This window comes from Formosa sp. A9 (genome assembly GCF_051200825.1).
Taxonomy (GTDB): domain Bacteria; phylum Bacteroidota; class Bacteroidia; order Flavobacteriales; family Flavobacteriaceae; genus Formosa.
Genome location: NZ_CP195158.1, coordinates 2,082,833 through 2,106,390 on the forward strand (window position 1 = coordinate 2,082,833; position 23,558 = coordinate 2,106,390).

16 protein-coding genes and 2 tRNA genes are annotated in these 23,558 nt (G+C 35.5%); 9 read left to right on the forward strand and 9 right to left on the reverse strand.

Features of this window, described 5'->3' with window-relative positions:
• Positions 1–150: 150 nt before the first annotated feature.
• Positions 151–2,694, reverse strand: coding sequence for a fibronectin type III domain-containing protein (locus ACR9EA_RS09420; RefSeq protein ID WP_435132036.1), 2,544 nt, complete (start codon positions 2,692–2,694; stop codon positions 151–153).
• 628 nt (positions 2,695–3,322) lie between these two features.
• Between ACR9EA_RS09420 and ACR9EA_RS09425 the strand changes: the two genes are divergently transcribed.
• Positions 3,323–4,636, forward strand: coding sequence for an alpha/beta hydrolase family protein (locus ACR9EA_RS09425; RefSeq protein WP_435132039.1), 1,314 nt, complete (start codon positions 3,323–3,325; stop codon positions 4,634–4,636).
• A gap of 9 nt (positions 4,637–4,645) precedes the next feature.
• Here ACR9EA_RS09425 and ACR9EA_RS09430 read toward each other — a convergent pair whose 3' ends face one another.
• Positions 4,646–5,134 (reverse strand): ferritin-like domain-containing protein, encoded by a 489-nt coding sequence (locus ACR9EA_RS09430; RefSeq protein ID WP_435132042.1) that lies wholly within the window; start codon positions 5,132–5,134, stop codon positions 4,646–4,648.
• Between the two features lie 349 nt (positions 5,135–5,483).
• Here ACR9EA_RS09430 and ACR9EA_RS09435 point away from each other — a divergent pair, with 349 nt between their 5' ends.
• The 5 genes from ACR9EA_RS09435 (at position 5,484) to ACR9EA_RS09455 (ending at position 10,439) form a co-directional block, all read left to right on the forward strand.
• A complete protein-coding gene (locus ACR9EA_RS09435; RefSeq protein ID WP_435132045.1) occupies positions 5,484–6,527 on the forward strand; it encodes an MBL fold metallo-hydrolase in 1,044 nt (347 codons plus the stop codon).
• 52 nt (positions 6,528–6,579) lie between these two features.
• The gene (locus tag ACR9EA_RS09440) at positions 6,580–7,029 is read left to right on the forward strand and encodes a GNAT family N-acetyltransferase (RefSeq protein ID WP_435132047.1); all 450 of its coding nucleotides are present in this window, start codon (positions 6,580–6,582) and stop codon (positions 7,027–7,029) included.
• 274 nt (positions 7,030–7,303) lie between these two features.
• Positions 7,304–8,080: a dTDP-glucose 4,6-dehydratase gene (locus ACR9EA_RS09445; RefSeq protein ID WP_435132049.1), complete on the forward strand. Its 777-nt coding sequence runs from the start codon at positions 7,304–7,306 to the stop codon at positions 8,078–8,080.
• 322 nt (positions 8,081–8,402) lie between these two features.
• A complete protein-coding gene (locus tag ACR9EA_RS09450; protein WP_435132051.1) occupies positions 8,403–9,992 on the forward strand; it encodes a serine hydrolase in 1,590 nt (529 codons plus the stop codon).
• 12 nt (positions 9,993–10,004) lie between these two features.
• Positions 10,005–10,439 carry a universal stress protein gene (locus tag ACR9EA_RS09455; protein ID WP_435132054.1) on the forward strand — a complete coding sequence of 145 codons (435 nt, stop codon included), beginning with the start codon at positions 10,005–10,007 and terminating at the stop codon, positions 10,437–10,439.
• A gap of 47 nt (positions 10,440–10,486) precedes the next feature.
• Here the strand turns inward: ACR9EA_RS09455 and ACR9EA_RS09460 are convergent, their stop codons facing one another.
• The 4 genes from ACR9EA_RS09460 to ACR9EA_RS09475 all read right to left on the reverse strand — a co-directional run bounded on the left by ACR9EA_RS09460 (position 10,487) and on the right by ACR9EA_RS09475 (position 15,303).
• Positions 10,487–11,425: a TerC family protein gene (locus tag ACR9EA_RS09460; RefSeq protein ID WP_435132057.1), complete on the reverse strand. Its 939-nt coding sequence runs from the start codon at positions 11,423–11,425 to the stop codon at positions 10,487–10,489.
• Between the two features lie 389 nt (positions 11,426–11,814).
• Positions 11,815–12,837, reverse strand: a complete 1,023-nt coding sequence (locus tag ACR9EA_RS09465; RefSeq protein WP_435132060.1) for a glycosyltransferase family 4 protein — start codon at positions 12,835–12,837, stop codon at positions 11,815–11,817.
• Complete coding sequence (locus ACR9EA_RS09470) at positions 12,782–14,173, reverse strand: O-antigen ligase family protein (protein ID WP_435132064.1); 1,392 nt, start codon at positions 14,171–14,173, stop codon at positions 12,782–12,784. Before ACR9EA_RS09470 ends, ACR9EA_RS09465 begins: the two co-directional genes overlap by 56 nt.
• A complete protein-coding gene (locus ACR9EA_RS09475; RefSeq protein WP_435132066.1) occupies positions 14,170–15,303 on the reverse strand; it encodes a glycosyltransferase in 1,134 nt (377 codons plus the stop codon). The genes ACR9EA_RS09470 and ACR9EA_RS09475 overlap by 4 nt, the downstream gene beginning before the upstream one ends.
• A gap of 816 nt (positions 15,304–16,119) precedes the next feature.
• Here ACR9EA_RS09475 and ACR9EA_RS09480 point away from each other — a divergent pair.
• On the forward strand, positions 16,120–18,867 hold the full coding sequence (locus ACR9EA_RS09480) for a T9SS type A sorting domain-containing protein (RefSeq protein ID WP_435132069.1): 2,748 nt from the start codon (positions 16,120–16,122) through the stop codon (positions 18,865–18,867).
• A gap of 199 nt (positions 18,868–19,066) precedes the next feature.
• Here ACR9EA_RS09480 and ACR9EA_RS09485 read toward each other — a convergent pair.
• The 3 genes from ACR9EA_RS09485 to ACR9EA_RS09495 all read right to left on the reverse strand — a co-directional run bounded on the left by ACR9EA_RS09485 (position 19,067) and on the right by ACR9EA_RS09495 (position 21,418).
• Positions 19,067–19,141: transfer RNA gene (locus ACR9EA_RS09485), tRNA-Pro, on the reverse strand.
• A 49-nt stretch (positions 19,142–19,190) separates the two neighbouring features.
• Positions 19,191–19,274 (reverse strand) — tRNA-Ser (locus ACR9EA_RS09490).
• A 92-nt stretch (positions 19,275–19,366) separates the two neighbouring features.
• On the reverse strand, positions 19,367–21,418 hold the full coding sequence (locus tag ACR9EA_RS09495; RefSeq protein ID WP_435132071.1) for an HD family phosphohydrolase: 2,052 nt from the start codon (positions 21,416–21,418) through the stop codon (positions 19,367–19,369).
• 131 nt (positions 21,419–21,549) lie between these two features.
• Here ACR9EA_RS09495 and ACR9EA_RS09500 point away from each other — a divergent pair, with 131 nt between their 5' ends.
• Together ACR9EA_RS09500 and ACR9EA_RS09505 are read left to right on the forward strand one after the other, a co-directional pair.
• On the forward strand, positions 21,550–22,728 hold the full coding sequence (locus ACR9EA_RS09500) for an acetyl-CoA C-acyltransferase (protein WP_435132073.1): 1,179 nt from the start codon (positions 21,550–21,552) through the stop codon (positions 22,726–22,728).
• 66 nt (positions 22,729–22,794) lie between these two features.
• Positions 22,795–23,544 (forward strand): NlpC/P60 family protein, encoded by a 750-nt coding sequence (locus tag ACR9EA_RS09505; RefSeq protein ID WP_435132075.1) that lies wholly within the window; start codon positions 22,795–22,797, stop codon positions 23,542–23,544.
• Positions 23,545–23,558 lie beyond the last annotated feature (14 nt).

Here is a 23,558-nt window from a genome sequence, read left to right on the forward strand (position 1 = left end):
AAAAAGTTTAACAATCATCATTCTGTGCTTGACACAGAATCTCATCACATTGAAAACAATAATTATGAGAATCTGAAATAAATTCAGATTGACGAAAAATTAACTTTCTAGACAGCCTTTTTCATTTATTTAATTGTTTGTTTGTTTATATTATTTTTTAATAATACGCACTGTTTTTACAACACCTTGTGCAGATACTTTTACAAAATAAGCGCCTATTGGCAAATGAGACATATCTAACTGACTCTTTTTCTGATTAGGAGCAGCCGATGTAACTTCTTGCCCTAACATGTTGTAAACTACAACAGTCTCTATATTGTGTTTAGCTTGTAATGTTAAGATATTTTGCACAGGATTTGGATAAAATTTAAACGATTCGTCATCTAAAACAACAGCTTCATTTACAGATAATGTCGCGTAAGCATCTACAGTAAAATCATCTATGTAAAAGAAATAATCTTTTGGCGACACAGTTCCGTTATTAGACCAGAATGCTAGTTTTGCAGTAGCAGAATCATATGTTGATAAATCAATAACCATTTGGTCTCCCGTATTACTTGGTTGGTTGTCGGATGTAAAGGTGTAAACGGTTTCCCAAGTTATCCCATCATCTTCGCTAATTAATAATCTTACTTCATCCCCCGCTTTCATAGTATCTTCATCCTCATCAGAACGGGCTTTAATAGCTGCTCTAAACGAAATACCATTAGCTCCACCAGACAAGTCTAAAGTAGGACTTACTAACCAATCTCTATTAGCATTCGTTCCATAAAAATTATAAGATACAGCTCCTATTCTACCATCTCCTAAAAAGCCATCGTTAGTCCATAATCCATTACTTCCATTAGGTCCTGTGGCTATGTCGGTATCTTTTCCCTCCGTCCAACAGGTAAAAGCTGCGCCTTCATTAAAATCTTGATTATAAGGTAATGTGTATATATCGCAAAGCGTTGTAAACGAATACGGCCCCACCCATGCGCTGGTATCGCCTTCGCCACAATTAGATCGTAAATACAAGGCATACGATTGTGCAGATTCTAATGCACTTAATGTGTATGGATTTTCCGTAATCCCACTTAAAGTAGGCACTCCTGTTGGTTCAAATCCTTCTTGCCCTAATTCTATATCCCATGTAGTTGCAGAACCGTTTTCAACCCAATTTAGTCTTGCTGAATTTACAGTTATGTTATCTACATTCAAACCACCAGGTGCAGGACAAGTTGGTGCTAATTCCCAAGATACATCGTCCACCACTAGGTTTTTATTTAAAACACCTGTACGCAAAGCTAAGGTTACTGTACCTTCTGGCATATTTTGAGGAATTGTAATAAATTCTTGAACCGTAGTACTTGTAGCCACAGTAGACGATAATACCACAAAACTATCTGCATTTGCCACATCGGTTAAATAACCAACTTCTAGAGTTTGACCAGCCTGAGCAGGTACAATGGCTCTTAATTTCATTTTTAATTGATGTGTCCCTGCACTGGCATTGCTTACAGCAGGCAAAGCTACTACAGCTCTATCGGTCTCAGAACTACTTTTCATATATAAATTTCTTGACCCCTCCAAAACCGGACTTGTTTGCGGATACGCATCACCTGCTTCACCTACTTTTTGCCAGCATACTGGAAAATCTCTTCCTGTAGTCGATTCAAAATCTTCAAAAAATTCTGTGAACACATCGCATTCCGTCGCAAAATAATACGGACCAGCCCATTCGCTTTCGCCATCTTCTTCGCCACAATTGGCTTTTACATAAAATTCGTACATGGTACTCGCCGATAAGTCTGTTAAAGCTACAGAAGGTGTTTCTACCTTTACAGAAGCCATTATTGGTTGCCCTGGCCCACTTTCCTGAACCACATAATACCATTCGGTTTCGTCTCCACCAGCAGTCCAAGACATTGTAGCGGTAGTTTTAGTGGCATCAGTCACTTCTAATGCTGTTGGCACATGGCAAGCGATTAATGTAGAAAAACTAACAGGTCCAGCCCACTCGCTTTCGCCATCCGCTTCGCCACAATTCGCCTTCACATAAAAATCGTATGCCGTATCTGGAGTAAGTGCTGTTAAGCTTATGGTATTTTCGGTAATTTCGCCAGTAGCTTCTGTTGGAATTTCCGAACCACTTTCTAAAATGGCATACATCCAACTTGTTTCATCAGAACCAGCTGTCCAAGACAGAGTTGCTTCCTTAGTAGTAATATCCGAAACCGTAAGGTCTACAGGTATTGGACAAGCAATTTCTGTAGCGTTAAAACTGGTAACATCAAAATTTAATCCACCTATAGCTCCAGTTATTTCAGATACCAATACATAAACCGTCTGTCCTGCATTTACATTAGCTTCTAGAACTATAGTTCCGTCTGTTTGAGCATAAGTAGCACCTAAACAACCAGATATTGTTGTACCATCGCAACTTGTAAACATTCCAGATACTATACCAGTACTATTTACTAAAATATTAAATTGAAGGCTTTCTGCGGTTTCCGCGGTGTAGGTAAAAACATAATCGTCTGCCCCCCACAAGCGCCAATTTACGCCACAAGTATCGCCAGGTGCCGATATCCAGCCTTGACTACCATCGGTAGTTATTCCTGTTTGCGAATAACCATCGGACAAAGCAACTGCAGTCTCGCAACTCGTTTGCGATTTCGCCTGCCAACCAAATAGAATTAAAAAAAAGGCCATTAGCCAAAATGTAGTTTTTTTCATCATTTTAATTTGAGTTATTAGTTAATAATTAATATCTCAACCTCTAACAATTTAAACCTAGTTCCATATTATTTTACTACAAAAAAACAACCAAGAACCATGCTGTTTGAGGTTGAGCAACTAAAACTAAAACATGAATCTGCTACACGAAAAAAACTTGCCCATACTTAATCACTCATTGCAACAATTAGTACACAACAAAAACACTCAAACCTAAATAAACAATTAATAAACAACACATTAACACTACAACTACTTATTCCTAATTATCACTACAAATCTTATTATATAAAGGAATTTAAAAAGGATAAGTTCAATATTTCACTTGAATAGTGCCGATAAATGCAATGTAAAACCCTAAAGCTTTATTCTAATCATACCTATTTATCATAATGAACTATCACGTCTAATAACCTTACACTGTATTGTTAATCATGTCTAATTACAGACAATCGAAAATTTATTAATACATTTAGCTTTTTCTTATTTACCCTGTCGTACTAACAGCATTTTAAAGACCATGTTTCACAACAATTTAACCGTATTTCATTCAACCTTATATTCTGCAATCCTGTATTTATGTTGCCTATTTAATTGCAATACCTTGGAAGCTTCAACAGGAACATGGCTAAGCAAAGTTACAGGACAAGAGATTCCCTTTAAAATTAACGAACCGAATTCACCTATTACAGATGCAAGCCATAACATACTCACTGTAGTATACCTAGAACATCTTAACGTTAAAAAAATAGGACAAAACAGCAATCAAACCGATGTTGAGTGGTTACTCAGCAAAGGCTACCGGGTAATAGAATTAAATTACAATCAGCACCCTAAAACCTGTGCGCCGTATATAAATCAAGATATTATCGCTATTAATCAGGCTTTAGCGAAGTCAGATTTTGTTGGGCTAAAAGATTGTTCGTTATATAAAAGTTATATCTTATTTGAAGGCTACCGCATTGCAAGAGATGTAACGTACTTTATAGACAATCCGAAGGTATATAATACGCCACCCCAATACACCAAAGGCGATCCGTTACATATGGATATTATTTATCCTGCAAATCCTTTAGTAAAAACACCTGTAATCTTATCGTTTTCGTACAGTAATAGCTATGCAACATTTAACGAAGACACTGGCTTGCTTACTAACGCTAATAAAGATTTAAGGATCCATTTGCCCTATACTTTTGCAGGCTTTAACGATTCTGTATTAGAAGGCGCCCCTGCAAACGGCTTGGCTTGGGCCATTGCAGACCATCCTAAATATTGTCCGTGGGGTGGCGGAAAACCCTTAAATGGTAAAAATGACACTTATAAATCGTATGCCACCAATCCCGATACAGCCCAAAAAGTAAAATCAGCTATCAGAACGCTTCGCGCCGAGGGCAAGCATTTAGGTTTATCTGATGCGGTTGGAATTTACGGGTTTTCGAGAGGAGCTACTGCTGGAGCTATGGCTATTGGAGATAAATCGGTACCTGAATTTGAAGAAGCGGGCTTACATTTAAATGAAGACGATCACGTACAAGCCGCTGCACTAGGACCGGGCGTTTTTGATTACACCATTATTTATAACACTTTAAACGACGGCGACAACAATTTAGAACAACGTTGCCCTTGGGCATGGGGATCTTTAGAAACCAACTATGACTCTTGGAACCGCATGGGCGCTTCATATTTAGTTGAAACAAAAGCTACGTCACCTGTATTCTTTTTTTACAATACCACAGATGCTCCTTATTATTATGAACAAATTAAGCACCTTAAATCGAAACTTGATCAATTAGACATTCCTACTTATAGCTTGATAGATTATGGTACAGGTCATGCTGTGCCCCAAAAGGCTCATCACCTTGAAGAAATCTATGATTTTTATCAGCGTTATTTAAACATTACAAATACAAAACCATAAGTAGTTAAGCTATACCGCAATAACCCTTTGGTCTAAACGATACGCGCTTAAACTGTCTAACGCATGTACAGCAAGCTCCGCCTCGTCTAAAGAGTCTTGAAAAGTTGCTGCCGCACCTGAATATAATAATTCTTGTGCATACCTTACTAAAACCGTATACGCAGCAATTTCGTAATGCACAGCCCGTAAGGCATTGGCTATCAAACCTGCGTCTAGAATATTTCTATCCTTTACAGTTGCTACTAAGTTTTGGGTGTCGGATATAAGTCCTTTAATAGATTCGCAAACCCGACCAGTTGGATGTATATGCAATGACTTACATACAGCTTCTATTCTGTGTTTATGCTTTTTAACATCATGTAATAAGGTCTTAAATGTTCTTTTAATACCACAATCGCTAGCATAATCCAATAGCTCTGGAGTAGATTCTATTAACTGCTGTTCGGCACTGTAAATATCCTGTATACTATGTAGAAATAAATCTTTTAAATGGTTCATGATACTTTGTTTTAGTTATTAGATATGTCAATGTCTATCAAAGATAGCCATATAAACAGGCATTACATAATTGTAATGCTAGTAAAACTATCTGTAAACGTGTTTTTTAGAAAAGATTAACACAACTATTAGTCCTTATCATAAAAAGTTCTTAATATCATTTTCCTCCATAGTTTTCAACACGCTATCTGCTTTAATTTTTATATCTTTCGCCCGCTGTTTCTACAGCTCCTTATCACAATACATTATATAATTATTCATGGCTAAAACCTTAGCTTCAGTATTAAAAAAAACAATGATCATTTTTCTATTTATAGTCATTATACTTATAGCTGCTACTTATATTTTTATGAAGCAGCCCCAATTTGGAGAGTTACCTAAAGGCGAACGCCTAGAACGCATTAAAGCATCGCCAAATTACAGAGATGGGCAATTCCAAAACCTACATCACACCCCGGCATTGGCAGAAAATTATTCGATGTTAGGCATCATAATTAATCAGTTTTTTAAGGCGACACCAAAAAAGCAGCCCACCCATGCCCTACCGCATATTCAAACCAATTTACATAAACTAGACCGCAACCAAGATGTGTTGGTTTGGTTTGGACACTCGTCGTATTTTATGCAAATAGACGGAAAACGGATGCTAGTAGACCCCGTGTTTAGTGGTAATGCATCACCCATTCCAGGTTCTATGAAAGCCTTTAAAGGTACCAATACTTATGGCGTTGAAGACCTCCCAGAAATTGACTATCTTTTTATTTCTCACGACCATTACGACCATGTGGATTACAAAACGTTAACGGCTCTAAAACCTAAAGTAAAACAGGTTATTTGTGGTTTAGGCGTTGGTGCGCATCTGGAACGTTGGGGCTACACACCAAATACGATTATTGAAAAAGATTGGCACGACCAAATTTCGTTAGATCCTGGTTTTACAGTTACCTTAACCCCTGCGCGGCATTTTTCCGGACGTGGATTTCTAAGAAACAAAACCCTTTGGACCTCTTTTGTGCTACAAACCCCAAGTTTAAAGTTATATTTAGGTGGCGATAGTGGTTACGACACGCATTTTAAAGCTATTGGTGATGCGCACGGACCGTTTGATTTGGTCATTTTAGAAAACGGACAATATAATGAAGCCTGGCCTTACATTCATAATTTACCCGGACAGCCCTTACAAGCTGCTAAAGACCTTCAAGCGAAACGTGTGTTTGCTGTACATTCGGCTAAATTTGCTTTAGCACAACACCCGTGGGACGAACCCCTAACAAAACTTATAGCTTCAAACAGAGCCCATAATTTTCCGTTAGTAACACCTATGATTGGGGAGGTTGTTCGATTAAAAGATAGCACCCAAACATTTAAACACTGGTGGCTTCAATTAGAATAAATATCTTGTTTACTTTTAAACTTTCATTCATAAACCTATAATTAAGATCCTCATGGAACTTGTTAGAACAGATGCCTCCCACCCCGATTTTATAGGACTCGTTCGTGCCTTAGATACTGAGTTAGCCATTCGCGATGGCGAAGACCATGCTTTTTACCATCAATTCAATGCCATAACCCATTTAAAACATTGCATTATAATGTATCATAACGGGATTCCGTTAGGTTGCGGCGCTATTAAGCCCTTTGATGATACAAGTGTTGAAGTTAAACGTATGTTTACAACTCCCGAAAGTCGTGGTAAAGGGCTTGCCTCTGAACTTTTAAACGCCTTAGAGCAATGGGCTACCGAATTGGGCTATAGCAGTTGCGTACTAGAAACAGGACTAAAACAACCTGAAGCCATTGCACTCTATACTAGAAATAATTACGAACGCATACCCAATTACGGACAATACATTAACGTTACGAATAGCCTGTGTTTTAAAAAGGTTTTAAAATAAAGCATGATACCCTCCAAATTTTAGGTTTGGTATCGGAATGAAATTAGGACATTCTCAGTCTTTGCCACAAATACACGAATATATTCGATAATCTATTTTTTTTATTTGTGAATTAGTGGCTATAATCTTTTAGAAACGAAAGTCCCTATAAAGTAGATAGTTTCAATAACCACATCAAGATTCCTAGCGATATAGAAAAGTCATAAATAAAGACAAACTACACCGTAGCTTAGTACTATTGTTTATTTTAGTACCTTCATTAAAATCACATCACATGTCAACACCATGTATAAGTATTTTAGGATGCGGTTGGTTAGGTTTACCTTTAGGCGAAACCTTAGTTAATCTGGGCTATATGGTAAACGGTTCTACAACGCGTTCTGAACGATTACCAACAATTGCCTCTAAGGGTATTCAACCTTTTGTAATAGACATATCCAACTTTAATACCGATGTAACAGCATTTTTAACTACCGATATTTTAATAATTGCCATTACCCATAAAACCGAAGCGCATTTTAAAACATTAGCCAATGCCATTGCAGAATCGCCTGTTAAGCATGTTATATTTATCAGTTCTACTTCTGTGTATCCCAATACCAATGCTATAGTTACAGAAGAGGACACCACGAGCGACACCCCTTTAGCAAACATTGAGCAACTATTTATAAACCATACAGAATTTACAACAACCATTATCCGGTTTGCCGGATTATTTGGAGCCTCGCGGCATCCTGGCCGTTTTATGAAACCCGACAGACCTGCCAACAATCCAGAGGGTTTTATTAATTTAATTCATTTAGACGATTGTATTGGCATCATTTGTAAGCTTATTGAAACTAACAGCTTCAACACCATATTTAATGTCTGTGCAGACACACATCCCACTCGCAGAGCGTTTTACACTAAAGCGGTTTTAAATTTGGGAAAACCAGCTCCTAAATTCAACGAAGCATCTACAAATGACTATAAAATTATTAGTAATACTAAAGTGAAATCGGTTTTAAATTATACTTTTAAAGTTCCCGATCTCATGGCATATTTAGATTAGCCAAACCGTCCGATAGGTAAGCTGCGCTGCGATCTCCAAAACAATACAGCCCTTTCAAAAATATACGCATTGAACGCATTTTGACTCTTCTGATTGGAGTGAAAGTTAGTTATTTTGAGTTTTGTAGAAAGTTTTTTTTGATTGCATAGTAGTACTACGGAAACAAAAAAAAGACAAAAAAAAAGGTTCATAACAACATTTTTTTAGCCAATTGAGGAAAGTCAAGATGAGTTTATTAAATAAACTGCGCATTGTATATCTGTTTAAGATAATTTCTGTAATTTAATCACTAACAAAGTCAAATGTTTTTAGTTATTATTTTATGATATTATCAACACTTTTTAAACGACCTCTTTTTTATTGTATTCTTTTCGTTTTACAAATTACTACCAGTCAGGCACAAGTAAGTACCAGCGATATCGATGCTATCGTTACCCGTGCCATGGATAGTTTTGCTGTTGCAGGGGCTGCTATAGCTGTAGTGAAAGACGGAAAAATTATTCACGAAAAAGGTTACGGCCTTACCAACATTACAGGCAAAACACCTGTAAACCAACACACCAATTTTGGAATTGCATCGAATACCAAAGCCTTTACTACTACAGCCTTGGCATTATTGGTCGAAGACGGCAAATTGTCTTGGACGGATAAAGTGATTCAGTACATTCCAGAATTTACCATGTACAACGACTATGTTAAAAACAACTTTACTATTCAAGATTTACTTACCCATCGTAGCGGACTCGGTTTAGGGGTTGGAGACCTGATGTTCTTTCCTGATGGCTCCGATTTTACGGTAGCCGATATCATTAATAGTTTTCAGTATTTCAAACCCGTTTCGGCATTTCGTACGCAATGGGATTACGACAACCTCCTGTATATTGTTGCCGGCGAAGTTATAGCTCGTGTAAGTGGCATGCCCTACGAAACCTTTATCGCCTCCCGAATCTTCAAACCGCTGGATATGAACAACTCGTATACCAATCTAGCCGATATACCCGCCAAGAGCAACACCGCAAAACCACATTTAAATAACGGAAAAACCATAAGCCTTACCCAACCCGAAATCTGGGATCCTAAAAAAATTAATGGTGCTGCTGGCAGTATTTACTCCAATGTGCACGATTTATCGCAATGGATGTTAGTGCATCTTAATCATGGGGCATATGGAAACCATTTAAATCAGCAGTTGTTTAGCACATCCAGTCAAGACGATATGTGGACCATAAACACCACTAAAAAAGCCAATACAAATCCGCGTTACAACTCTCATTTTGCTGGTTATGGCTTGGGCTGGGAATTAACCGATGTAAAAGGAAATATGATGGTGTCGCACACGGGCGGACTCATGGGAATGCTTTCTAAAACCGTATTAATTCCAGATCAGAATTTAGGAATAGTAGTACTTACCAATACGTATCTTGATGGAGCTGGCCTGTTTATGGCAGTTACACAAACCTTAATAGATCGTTATTTAGAATTAGATGATTTTGATTGGACTGCCACTTATGCTCAGGCTTTAAAAGCCAAATCGAATGAAGCCGAAACTGTGGTTAACAACATCATGAAAACGACTGAAACAGCCGATAAAAGTAAAGTTAATTTTAACGATTACACTGGACAATACCAAGACCCTTGGTTTGGAACCATAGAAATTTATACCGATAACGACAAACTCTGGTTCAAATCGTTGCGCTCGCCAAAATTGAAAGGCGAAATGCTATACTATAAAGCCAACACGTTTGTATGCACCTGGTCTGATGCAAGCTTAGTAGATGCCGATGCCTTTGTAATGTTCGGGTTGAATGAAGAAGGCATCGCACAAAAGATACACATGAAGGGTATTTCGCCAGCCATAGATTTTAGTTACGATTTTCAAGATTTAAACTTTACACGCATATCATCTCATTAAAAACCAAAAACAATGAAAAACATACTAGTTACCGTAAACTTTACTAAAAACGACCAACGTCTTTTAGATCAAGGCCATCAACTTGCTAAAGCCTTCCAAGCTAAAGTCTGGATCATGCACATCGCAGCTCCCAATCCCGATTTTGTGGGGTACGAAGTCGGTCCGCAATACATCAGAAACAGCAGAGCATCCGAATTACAACAAGAACACAAACAGCTGCAAACCTACGCCGATACTTTAAAGGCTAAAGATGTAGCCACAGAAGGCTTACTCGTACAAGGCGCTACTGTAGAAATGATACTTGAAGAATCTAAAAAACTGCATATCGATATGATTATAGCAGGACATCAAGATCACGATTTTATATATAAAGCCATTATGGGCAGTGTGTCCTCTCAGCTCATTAAGCAATCTCAAATTCCAGTACTCATCGTGCCTTTAGATTAAAAGCGTTGGGTTTCGTGTAGAAATCTTATTCTTGAAAAAGTACACGCCTAAGTATTTGATTTTGTTTGTAACGATGCTAAAATGCCTACTGCTAAGGCTAAAGCTATAAACCCTAGAGATAACCATTCAGGAAATTTATAATGATGCACCAACAACAGTTTTACCCCTACAAAACTTAATATAGCAACCAGACTGTATTTTAAATAATGAAAACGGTTTAACATATTTGCTAAAAAAAAGTACATCGATCGTAAGCCTAAAATGGCAAAGATATTGGAGCTAAACACCAAAAACGGATCGGAAGTTATAGCCAATATGGCAGGCACACTATCTAAAGCAAATAATATATCGGTAAACTCTATAACCACTAAAGCTATAAATAAAGGCGTTGCAGCTTTTACATGCCTTAGTTTAACAAAAAACTTCTCCCCTTGCATCTGGTTGGTTATAGGCAACACTTTTCGTAACTGCCGATACACAAACGAATGCTTCGGATCAAAAGGCTCGTCTTTTGCAAACAGCATTTTAAAGGCTGTAAATAATAAAAACGCACCAAAAATATAGGTCGTAAAACTAAACTTTTTAATAAGGACAACCCCAAACAAAATCATGAGTGCCCTAAAAATTATAGCTCCCAATATCCCCCAAAACAATACGCGATGCTGATACTGCTGCGGAATACTAAATGCACTAAAAATAACGGCAATTACAAAAATATTATCGATACTTAAAGACAATTCTATCAAATACCCCGTAATATATTTTATGGAGGCCTCTACGGGTGTTAACTGATCGACATTAGCAATCAACTCCCCAGAATACAACCAATAAATAACACCTGAAAACAAAATGGATAACCCCACCCAGACAGCCGTCCAAACCGCAGCTTCCTTAACACTAATAACATGGGCATGCCTATTAAACACACCTAAATCTAGAGCTAAAAACAAGAGCACACAAAGGATAAATACCGTCCAAACCAACATAATGTATAGTGTTTAAATATACTCGTGAATGTAAGCTATTAAATGTTATAAAAATAACACCAAAGCAATAAAATATAACGCGAAATGAATTGATGAATATAACTCTAGAGCTATTGTTTCTGGGGCTTGGGTTTTAGGTGTTAGTTCGAAACTTGATTAATCACAAAACTGATTTACGCTTTAAGATTTTTGAATTACGATACTCTAAACACTATCGACTACAGACTAAAAACTAAACCGCTTCACAGCCAACTAACAACAGACAACCGATAACCGATAACGATTTTTGAATTACGATTTACGATTCTCTAAACACTAACGACTATCGACTCACCATTCACTATTTTTAAACTGACAACTGACAACTGACAACTGATAACTGCCAACCATCAACCATCAACCAACACCTGCTGCCATTGGTTTTTTACTACTTCCCAATCAAAATGGGAAACCTTCTCTCTAGCCGCTAACACCATAGCCATAGTCTGTTCTGGATGTGCTTTTAAATGCAATAGCGCCGAAACGAAAGCCTCGGTATTTTTAGGTGGTACAAGCACACCATCTACCCCATCAGCTATTAAATACGGAAGCCCTCCCACATTCGTCGATACGATAGGCAAGCCCAGCGCCATGCCTTCGATAACACTCACTGGCATATTATCGAAGTTTGTAGTGTTTATAAAAACATTATAGTCCTTGGCAAGCGTGATCCATTCGGTTTTGCTTAGCTTTCCAGGCGTTTCCACCTGCACCCCTTTGGCATTCGCATACTGTTTAACTATGGCTAAAGAGCCATCGGTATCTGGCCCTACCATACACAAGTTGGCGGTATATCCTCGGTCTTGTAAAGCTTTCAACACATCGACAGCCAAGCATGGATTGTAAATTTTACAAAACGAACGCACCCATAATAAACGAATATCCGAAATTGGACGGTAGGTAAACGGATAATTAACTAAATTTAAGGCATTGGGTATAAATGCTACCTTAGAGTAACCATGTTTAGAAAAAGCTTCTTGAAGATATAAGGAAGGTGATACTAAAGTTTTAGCATGTTTAAATAAAAGTCCCGATAATTTAGGGTACTTCTCTAATCGCATTGGTAAATTACCACCATTCAAACTCAAAACATAAGGCAATTTAATAAGTCGACATAACTGACTCACTAACAAAGCATAATAAAAATTACTAGTACTATAAGTGTCAATAATCACATGACTTACCACACGCTTATATTTTACACATGAATAAAGCATGTCTAGCAACCTAAGCACCTTGTTATTTTTACTAGAACTGTAATACATAGTAAACCCAGCACTTTCTAATTGTTTACCAATAACCTGTATAGATGACGGGTTAGTTTTGCTGTTGTACAAATTGTTTCCTATGTATAAAACGTTTTTTTCTAACATCAGTAATATTTAATAACGCTAAAGCATAAAACAAAGCTGGAGCAGCAATACGCATAGCCGAATGATTAATGGTAGCAAACCAAAAACAATAAAACGCATAAAAATAATAGTTATGCGGATTCGTAGACCTGTAAGCTAACGGTTTTATCATTAAAATTAATAAAATAACAATGCCAAACATACCGTGTTCCCCAAGTAAACGCCCCACCTCATTATGTGTCGGTAAATGTTCTCCAGTAGTAATCACTCGAATATTTTTAGTTCTACTAGCGCCAATACCTAGCAATGGGTCTTGTAAAAACCCATCCATTTCTTCCATAAATAACTCACCTCTCCCAGTAGTTACATCGCCTTTCTCACGTCCTAGCGCATCCTCATTAGCATAACGTTTATCTAATAAACCGCCTGTTTGCATAGAACCAATAATCCAAGTGAATGCTATCGCAAACAAAAAGATGACAGTAGAACCTATAATCTGATTTTTAACTTTATAATTCGATTTTAGAAATAAAATACCCAAAAATGCCAATACAACTATTATAGCGGCAAATACGCCCCCGCGACTAAACGTGATGATAGCCCTAAATGTGATAGCTGCAAAAATCAAAATATTAAGCACTTTCAATAAAAAAGTAGGAGATTGCAAATAAATACGTACTACTATAGCAAACATGCCCATCCCTAAAGCCGTAGACACCTGGTTCGGACCAAAACCTCCCGAAGTCGCAGGATTAGAAGCTGTATTACTAATAGTTTCTTTAATAGACGGATTATATAAATACAAATACACCGTCATTGATAATATTGGTAATAACAAATACAATAAAATGGTTAATAGCTCTTGGTGACTAATTTTCCGATCATAACAAAATAGCGCGGCAATACCTAAACACACAGGACCACTCAATACAAAAGTCACATTGGTTCTAAAATTAGCATCAAAACTCAAGGTCGACGACGCCACAAGAATAGCAGGAACTAGTAAAATTAAATAGAAGAAATACGGATAGGCTTTTCCGGATATCCCTTTGTAAAAGATGCCCATGAGCATAAACAGTAACACAAAATATTTACCCGTTTCATAAAAAAAGTAACCTTTTGTCATTCTCAAAAATACCTCCCCACCCACAATATAAGCACAACCTAATAATACATACATTGTTTTTTTACTATCCGGACTTACTATAATATGCCATAAAAAGTAAAACAAGACTACTACAAAATATAACATACTTAAAGGCCTGTGCAAATAAATTAGAAAGCCTATAAGCACATGTAATAACAACAATGGAATATAATTATCTGTTCTATTATCTCGAGGTAGCAAACGTCTCATACTGTATCTAAAATTGCCTCCTTAATATGCGCATTATAATACGCAAAAGTAAACTGTTGTACCAATTGCAGGCCATGTTGCTTTAAATTATTATACTCTGAAGCTTTTAAATTCATAAAACACTGAATATTCGATTGAATATTAGGAATGTCTACTGTATCCATAACAAAACCATGAACACCAGATGAAATATAATGCCCTATCGCCGAAACATTCGACACGATAGGCACACATCCAAAAGCCATGGCTTCTGCTAAAACTTTAGGAAACCCTTCAGACGCGGTTGTTGGCATTAAAAAGCCATGACAAACTTTATAAATTTCAAAAACAGCATCCCGTGCTAAAAAACCATGAAAGATAAACGATAAATCCGAATTTTTGGCCATTTGTTCAAACGCCATACGCTCTGCCCCATCGCCTACCAAATGCACCGTACCTATACGTGACTTTAAAGTCGCATCCATTCCCGATAAAGCCTCTATAATACGCCCAACACCTTTAGGCGATTCCAAACGTCCAACATAACAAAAGTTTATAACACCATCTAAATGTTTTAAAGCAGCTACCGCCTTACCTATCTCTATATCAACATCTTCTAAACATGGATTTTCAAACGACAAGCAGTGTTTGGGTTGCTGTGGCCAACGGCCGTTAATCGTTACTGGCCGTGATTGTAATTGTAATAACTTACGTTGTATACGATAGCCTAAAGGCGGCTGTTCCTGATTCCAATTTCCCGCATATTTATACCAGCCTTTTGTGTTCGAAAAATACGTGAGATACGGAATTAAATACACCCCTATACCCGTTGGTGTTCGCAATTGAAAATAATCTGCTGTTTTAAGTTGCTCGGAAACCACACGAATAACTCGTAATACCGCTTGTATTACCTGCCATTTCGCTTGAATACCAACTCCTCCAACTGCTGGTAAGCCTACAAATGAAATAGCTGTATCTGTATACGGCAATGCACTCGGTGGCGCCTCGCCATGATGCAACATAGCAACATGTACAATCTCATCAAAAACCGCAGTCAAATGATTAATTTCATTAACCGTTGGCCCCCAACCCACTATGGTTCCATCAGCTGTTTTATAATGTTCGGTATGCGAAATAATAACGAGTTTCACTCAGTGCTTCTTTGTTATTGGTTGATAGTTACTGATTTTTGATTGTTAGTTCAAGCTTGTCATTCATTTTAAAAATCATCAAATCAACACATTTTCAAATTATTACATTGTCACATTAAATAATTACTACATTGATAATTAGTTAATGGCTAAATTAAAATTTAATTTTGAATAATGACTTACTGTGTACTAAATCTGCTAACCACTAAGTAATCATACTTCAATTCGTTTGTCATCCAGATAGAGATACGACTAAAGCACCTTTTTTAGTTGGTAGTATACATCAAGCATTCAAACTCACAGCAAACTTCCTAATCTTAAAAGGTTCATAATCCAGCTTCTCGCTATCTATATTCTTTTCTCTATGTTCTATGTTCTCTACCAAAAACCAACAACCAATTTATGATTTTAGATTTTAGACTTTTGAATTACAATTTCTCCGAACTAAAAACTACAACTAACAGTAGTATCACCGATCCACTACTCACTATTAACCATTTTTCGATTTGGGAATTACTATGTTCTATGGCTTTACAAAACACCAACCTAACTAAAATTAATTGAGCAAGCTGTTTATGTTTATTACAATCTAAAAATAGATTTTAGTCTGCATTCGAAAAAACTCAATGAAGTTCATCGAAATCACAATATAAAATATAAATTCTATAAAAAAATAATGTAAGTTTAACTAAATAAACTATCAAACAAAGCCTTGTTAAAATGAATTTTTACACTGCAAACAACTAAAAAATGGTTTGATCTCATCAAAGAATTAAACAAAAAACCAACCAATTTCAAGACAATAATAATTAAATTATGAAAAGAAAAATACTACTAATTACTTTAATTACTTTTCACATTCAAATCTTTTCTCAGGATCTATTAACACCAATAAACAAGGAATCGTTTGGACTAAATAACCATACCAACAGAGATATTTCATATTTCTCGAATCTAGACTCAAACAAAAACACAATTATAGTTGGCACTACAGAAAAAGACTCAACTTTTACAGATATAATTACCACAAAATTAGATAACAAATTAAATCTGGTTTGGCAAAAACACTTATCCATTAATACAGATCTATCTTATGACATCCCAATAAAATCATTTATCAACTCTCATAATGAATTATATATTTTAGGTAGAAGTTCATTTAATAGATCTAATTCCAATGGCTTAGTATTTGTTGCAAAATATAGTGAAGAAGGAGAACTTATGTTTACTAAAACCATAGGTAATATTGATGGCTCTGATTATGTAGATTACCGATATTTAGATGCTGAGCTAAATGAAGATGACACGTTGAATCTTGTTTATGCCCCGGTAGAAAATCAATCAGAGCAGAGCAATAAATTTATTTTTTTAAAAATAAGTAACCAAGGAGATATTTTAAATTCATTTAATTTAGAAATTAAACAACATGGAGTAAAAGGAATTATTAAAGATGAGAAGTATTATTTTTTAATATCTGAGTTTAATGAAACAGACTTTACATATTCCTATAAGTTTTACAAAATTCAAAATGAAAATAACATCTCTGTCATAGAAATTACAGATTCTACGTTTTTGGACTGCATTAACTATGCAGTAATAACAAAAGATGTTAAATTAAATATTGATAATGAAGAAAATTGTTACTTAACTTGCCACAATGTATTAAAAAAGGATAGTAATAAAAACATCAATTTATCAAAAATAGATAATTCTAACACCTTTGTTTATTCAACTAACACATCAGATACAGAAAATTATTTTTTAATAGGCTCATTCATTAATGCACAAAATAAGATTATAGTTGTTGCAAATAATCTTAATACGGATTCAATTGACTTTATAAGTGTAGATGAAAATAATCTGTTACAAACAAGAACCAACACTGATAGCTATTTAGGAACTGGTTTTAAAGAAAACGAGGATAATACATTTTTTATTACCACTAGTAATTCAAACATTCGATTATTTTCCAATGAACTTACAGAAGTTAAGTCGTTTAACACATCTAATTCGTATCAACTAGTAGACTTTTTGAAAATAGATGAACAATCAATATCAACTATTGGAACCAGTTTTGAAAAAATGTTTCCTGATTCCGATTATTTCACACAACTAGATATTCATTCTGAAAAATTGAATGACACGCAAGTGTTGCATAATTACTTATTTTCTGGAATCGGGACTTCTAGTGCATTCCAACAAAGAGTGATTATTGATAATGAAAATAATTATCTTGTATTAGTTACCGAAAAAATGGGGCCAGAATATTTAGGAATAGGTGGTACCAATCCGCCATTAAACAAAAGGATAATTAAATATGATTCTAATCTAAATAAATTATGGGAATCCGAAGTTCCAGAGCACATATTCAATCTTATAAATCATGGAGGTAGAGATATCATTTTTTTTATTGATTCCTCAAACAATCTCTATTTAAACTTACCTAGAAAAGGAGATACTTATGGTCTTGGCTATAGCTTATATAAAGTTAATCCAAAAGGTGATTTTGAATTTATAAATACATCTCATATTGCCGATAAATTCTATGCAAATGAAAATTCAATTTACCTAGCTCACAATTATTTTCTGTATGAGGATTCTAGTAAACTTTATGTTTTAGATAAAAATAACGGAAACCTTAAAGAAGAAATTGATGTCGGTCATGAAGAGTTTTTAGATATTTTTTCAATAGGAGATGACATCTATTTTTACACCTATGAGGCAATCTCAAACAATTCGCCAGAATTAATTTATTTATACAAAAATGGAGTAAAGATTAACACTAAAAATTTACCCAGAAACTTTGGGATGTATCGATACGAAATTGACAATGATGGGACACTATTCTTTGCTACAGAATATGGTGGAGATAGAAGATTAAATAAAATAGACATAAATAATTCTTACAGTTATTATAATACATCAGATGAAATTATAAAATTTAAAAGATTTACTAACGGAAACATCTTCCTTTATTTAGATGATAACAGTACTCTCATTTTAGATGAAAACCTGAATTTTATTACTAATGGAGATACTTTTGACTCTCCCAACCCCCATTTAATGGCTTACGAAAACTATTTACTATTCGGAACGGCTTTTGAAAATAGTGTAAGGGTGATAAATGATAACGGAGAGGTAATTAATTATTTTTCCGTAGAGGGTTCTTTAAATAATTGGTATTCACAAATTGATAATCAAGGAAATTTAATATTAACGGGGAAATCAGGAAACAAAATATACACCTTTAATGAATATTCGTGGTTTAGAGGTTTTATTCATAACTATGGAAACTTATCGAGTATTTTAAATATTGACGACTTTACTATTGGGAATGTAGAAAATGATTTAAGACTTTATCCAAATCCAACTTCTAACATTTTAAATATAAAAACAAATAATAAAATTATTGATAAAATTATTCTCTATGATATATCAGGACAAAAGATTAAGGCATATTACAAAAGCCCTATAAACTTAAAAGAATTAAAAACAGGCTTATATATAATAAAGATCTATACAGATTCCGGAGAAGCCCTAACTTCAAAAGTTATTAAAATGTAATGTATTCGAAATAAACATATAGCAACTTAAAACCACCAACCAACAACTAATTTACGATTTCGGCGTTACGATTACTCACTCACCTTATCACTCACTGGCAATTTAACTAAGTTTATTATATAAAAAAAGCCAAATCCTTTATTTGTAAGGGATTCGGCTTAAATTGTTGTTATTTGGTTTTATATATAACCTTAAAAAGTCGGGGTGGCAGGATTCGAACCTGCGGCCTCCTGCTCCCAAAGCAGGCGCGATAACCGGGCTACGCTACACCCCGAGGTGTGTTTTTACTATTTCTTTTATCCCGGATAATTAAGAAATATTTGCGGAGAGACAGGGATTCGAACCCTGGCAACACTTACGCGTTGACAGATTAGCAATCTGCTCCATTACCACTCTGGCACCTCTCCTTAAAATTATGAACGTTGCAATATTTTTGCGGTTGCAAATGTAAGCTTTACTACTAAAGCACACAACCTTTTTTACACTTTTTTTAAAAAAATTATTCTGGGTATTCTATACGCAAATGGTAAATATTTGCTAGCTTGAGCTTTAGCACTTTTTTTATAGATTGAATTTCTTTAAAGGTAATGTTAGAATTTAAAAATTGCCCTTCGTCCATCTGCTTATTTATAATATTCTCTACAAAAGCATCTATTTTTGTAGAGGTTGGCTCTTTTAAACTTTTAGATGCTGCTTCTACACTATCGCACATCATTAAAATAGCAGTTTCCTTACTAAACGGCTTCGGCCCTAAATATCTAAAATCGTTAATATCTACACCTTCAGGATTAGATTGTTTTTCTTTCATATAAAAATAATACACTACACTGGTGCCATGGTGTGTTCTAGTAAAGTCTATTACACGGTCTGGTAAATTCCTCTTTTTTCCTATTTCTATTCCGTTTAAAACATGATCTATAATTATTGCGGCACTTTCTTTTGGAGACAGCTCGTCGTGCGGATTTAATCCTGTAGATTGGTTTTCGGTAAAATACGTTGGGTTCTTCATTTTTCCTATATCATGATACAATGCGCCTACCCTAACCAACATGGCATTTGCACCAATTTCGTTGGCACATGCTTCGGCTAAATTGGCGACATTTAGCGAGTGATGGAATGTGCCTGGAGCCTTTTCTGCAAGTTCTTTCAGTAATTTTGTATTGGTATCCGACAATTCTAACAACGAAACATCAGACACTAATCCAAACATTTTTTCGTATGCATAAATTAGTGGTTGTACGAATAAGGTAGCTAAACCACAAAGGATAAACATCAAAAATGTTTCCCACTTTAAATTATCGATACTCCCTTCATGAATAACAAAAAATGCAAAATAAGCAATAATATAAATGAGAGTAATTTGCCCAACCGAAATAAACAAATTGGCTCGCTTATACAATTCCGAAACTGTTAAAATAGTAACTATTCCAGCTATAATTTGCAAAAACATATATTCGTAACTGTTAGGAACAATAGACCCTAATAACAGCATAGTTACAACATGGGTAAACAATCCTAAACGCGCATCGAAAAAGGCTTTTAACACCAATGGCATAATACAAATGGGAACGACATAAATGTAATGTGCATTATAATTTACAACCAATGCGGTTATAAAAACCATGAGTAATATGTTAAAAAAAATAAATGTTACTTTATTATTATTTTCAAACACATCGCGCCTGTATTTTCTTAAAAACAATAACAACATAAGTAAAGCCAATGCCACTAATACCGTATATGCAAAAACAATCCAGTTGTAATTGGAAGCATTCCAGACTTGCGATTCGTATTCCGACTCTAACGATTTTAAAATTTGAAACTTATCGCCTTCCACAACTTCACCCTTCGAAATCAAGAGTGTTTCTTTTTCTATACTTCCTCTGGTATACGAAATTTTGCTCAACTCCTCCTCTAACGCACGATCTGTAAACTCTTTATTGTAAGTTAGATTAGGCTGAATAACATCGTAAAACACTGCAATAAATATTTTTTTATACGTATTTAATTCGGCATTGGTTAAAGCACTGTTTAAAATGGGAGTTATATTATTTTGCTTAACTAAATTAGAGTATTCTGTATTTAATTTTTCTACTCTATTTTCTAATAAAACCACATAACTCTTGGGCTTAAAATTGTAGTCTTCGTGTAAGATTCCGTATTGATAAAAATCGTTTAAAATTTTAGAACCTACAGCATATAATGCATTGTAATCTCTTCTTGGAATACTATCTGGAATCGTTTCTTGGAAGGTTTTTTTATAAGCATCAAAAACTTGATCTTTAACTCCGCTATCGATATCGAAATAACGAATAGCATTGGCAGTTATCGCTTGTTTTTCTTCGGAAATTTCCTCGTTTGTCTTTTTTATAGCAAAGTTAAATGGCGCATATAAATTTTCGGATTGCCAAGGTTTTCCCTTTTCAAAATTGTATTTAAAACGTCCACTTTTAGGAAATAAATACACGATTAAAAACGTAGTGCAAATAAAAAGCAATACTTTATACAATAGTGTATGATTTCTATATAATGTGTTTACAAAGTCTTTCATGCAGCGATTAAAGTTAAAACCAAATGTAATAAAAATTAAAGCGTTTTAACAGGTTTATAAATGTGTAATCCTTCCTAGTTCCTTAAAAATTGATTAATTTCGCAACTCAAACTTTTTAATTGCAAACTAACATGAGTAAAGAAGTCGTAATTGTTTCGGCAGCAAGAACCCCAATAGGTAGTTTTTTAGGATCTTTATCCACTATTCCTGCTCCAAAATTAGGAGCCGTAGCTATTAAAGGTGCGTTAAATAAAATAAATTTAGATGCACATTTAGTTGAAGAAGTATTTATGGGACATGTTGTACAAGCTGGTGCAGGACAGGCCCCAGCCAGACAAGCGGCTATTTACGCTGGAATACCCAATACCGTGCCTTGCACAACTATAAACAAAGTATGTGCTTCTGGAATGAAAGCCGTAATGCAGGGGGCACAAGCTATTGCCTTAGGTGACGCCGAGATTGTGGTTGCTGGTGGTATGGAAAACATGAGTATGATTCCGCACTATTTACATGCACGAACAGGTACCAAATTTGGTCCAGCTACATTAATTGATGGTCTTCAAAAAGATGGTTTAGTTGATGCTTACGACCAAAATGCTATGGGTGTTTGTGCAGATGCCTGTGCTGCAGAGTATCAATTTTCCAGAGAAGATCAAGATGCTTACGCCATACAATCTTACGCCAGATCGAGTGCCGCCTGGGAAGCAGGTAAATTCGATAACGAAGTCGTTCCCGTAGAAATACCTCAACGCCGAGGAGAACCGATTTTATTCGATAAAGACGAAGAATTTACCAATGTAAAACTAGATAAAATCCCTACTTTACGTCCTGCCTTTACTAAAGATGGTACAGTAACCGCAGCCAACGCTTCTACTATAAACGATGGCGCTGGGGCTGTAATTTTAATGAGCGCAACCAAAGCCGCCGAGTTAGGCTTAAAGCCTCTTGCTGTTATAAAAAGTTATGCCGATGCCGCCCAAGAACCAGAATGGTTTACTACGGCACCAGCAAAAGCGCTACCAAAATCTTTACATAAAGCAGGTTTAACATTACAAGATGTAGATTTTTTCGAGTTTAACGAAGCCTTCTCTGTCGTTGGCCTTGCAAACATGAAAATTTTAGGACTAACAGACCATAATGTAAATGTAAACGGAGGTGCAGTATCTCTAGGGCACCCGCTAGGCTGTTCGGGAGTAAGAATTTTAATTACACTTTTAAATGTATTAGAACAAAACGATGCTAAAATAGGCGCAGCTGCCATATGTAATGGTGGTGGCGGAGCTTCGGCTATGGTAATAGAACGTCTTTAATACAATATTTCTTTTTTAAAAACTCATTAAATTCTATATTTAAAGCCCTAAACCAATAATTAATTAATGCAATACGGCGTTTGTAATTTAAGCATTGTTCCATTAAGATTAGAGCCATCAGACAAGAGCGAATTAGTATCGCAAGTCTTATATGGCGAGCATTTTAAAGTGTTAGAGCAACGTAAAAATTGGAGTAAAATTAGGTTAGCTTTCGATAGTTATGAAGGCTGGGTAGATAACAAACAATATATAGAAACGCCGCAAGACATTTACGACACCCTAAATAAACAAATGCCCAAATTGGCAACAGATTTGGTGGAATTTGTTAACGATACCAATAACCAATTAAATCCCATACCGTTAGGCGCTAGCTTAAACTGTTTAAACATTTTTAACCATACGCACGATGGTAATGTTTCGGATAAAGTATTACCAAAAACAAACCTGATAAATACTGCATTTTTATACTTAAATGCGCCTTATTTATGGGGAGGAAAAACACCTTTCGGGATTGATTGCTCGGGGTTTACACAAATGGTTTATAAACTAAACGGCTATAAGATTTTCAGGGATGCCTCGCAACAAGCCACACAAGGAGAACCTTTAAGTTTTATTGAAGAAAGTGAAGCTGGTGATCTAGCTTTTTTTGATAATTCTGACGGACAAATTGTACATGTTGGTATTATTATGAACGACAATTATATTATTCACGCCCACGGTAAAGTAAGAATAGATCGCTTAGACCACTCTGGCATTTATAATGTCGACAAAAAAACGCACACCCATAAATTAAGGGTTATCAAAAAAATAGTATAAAAAACAACTTGTTT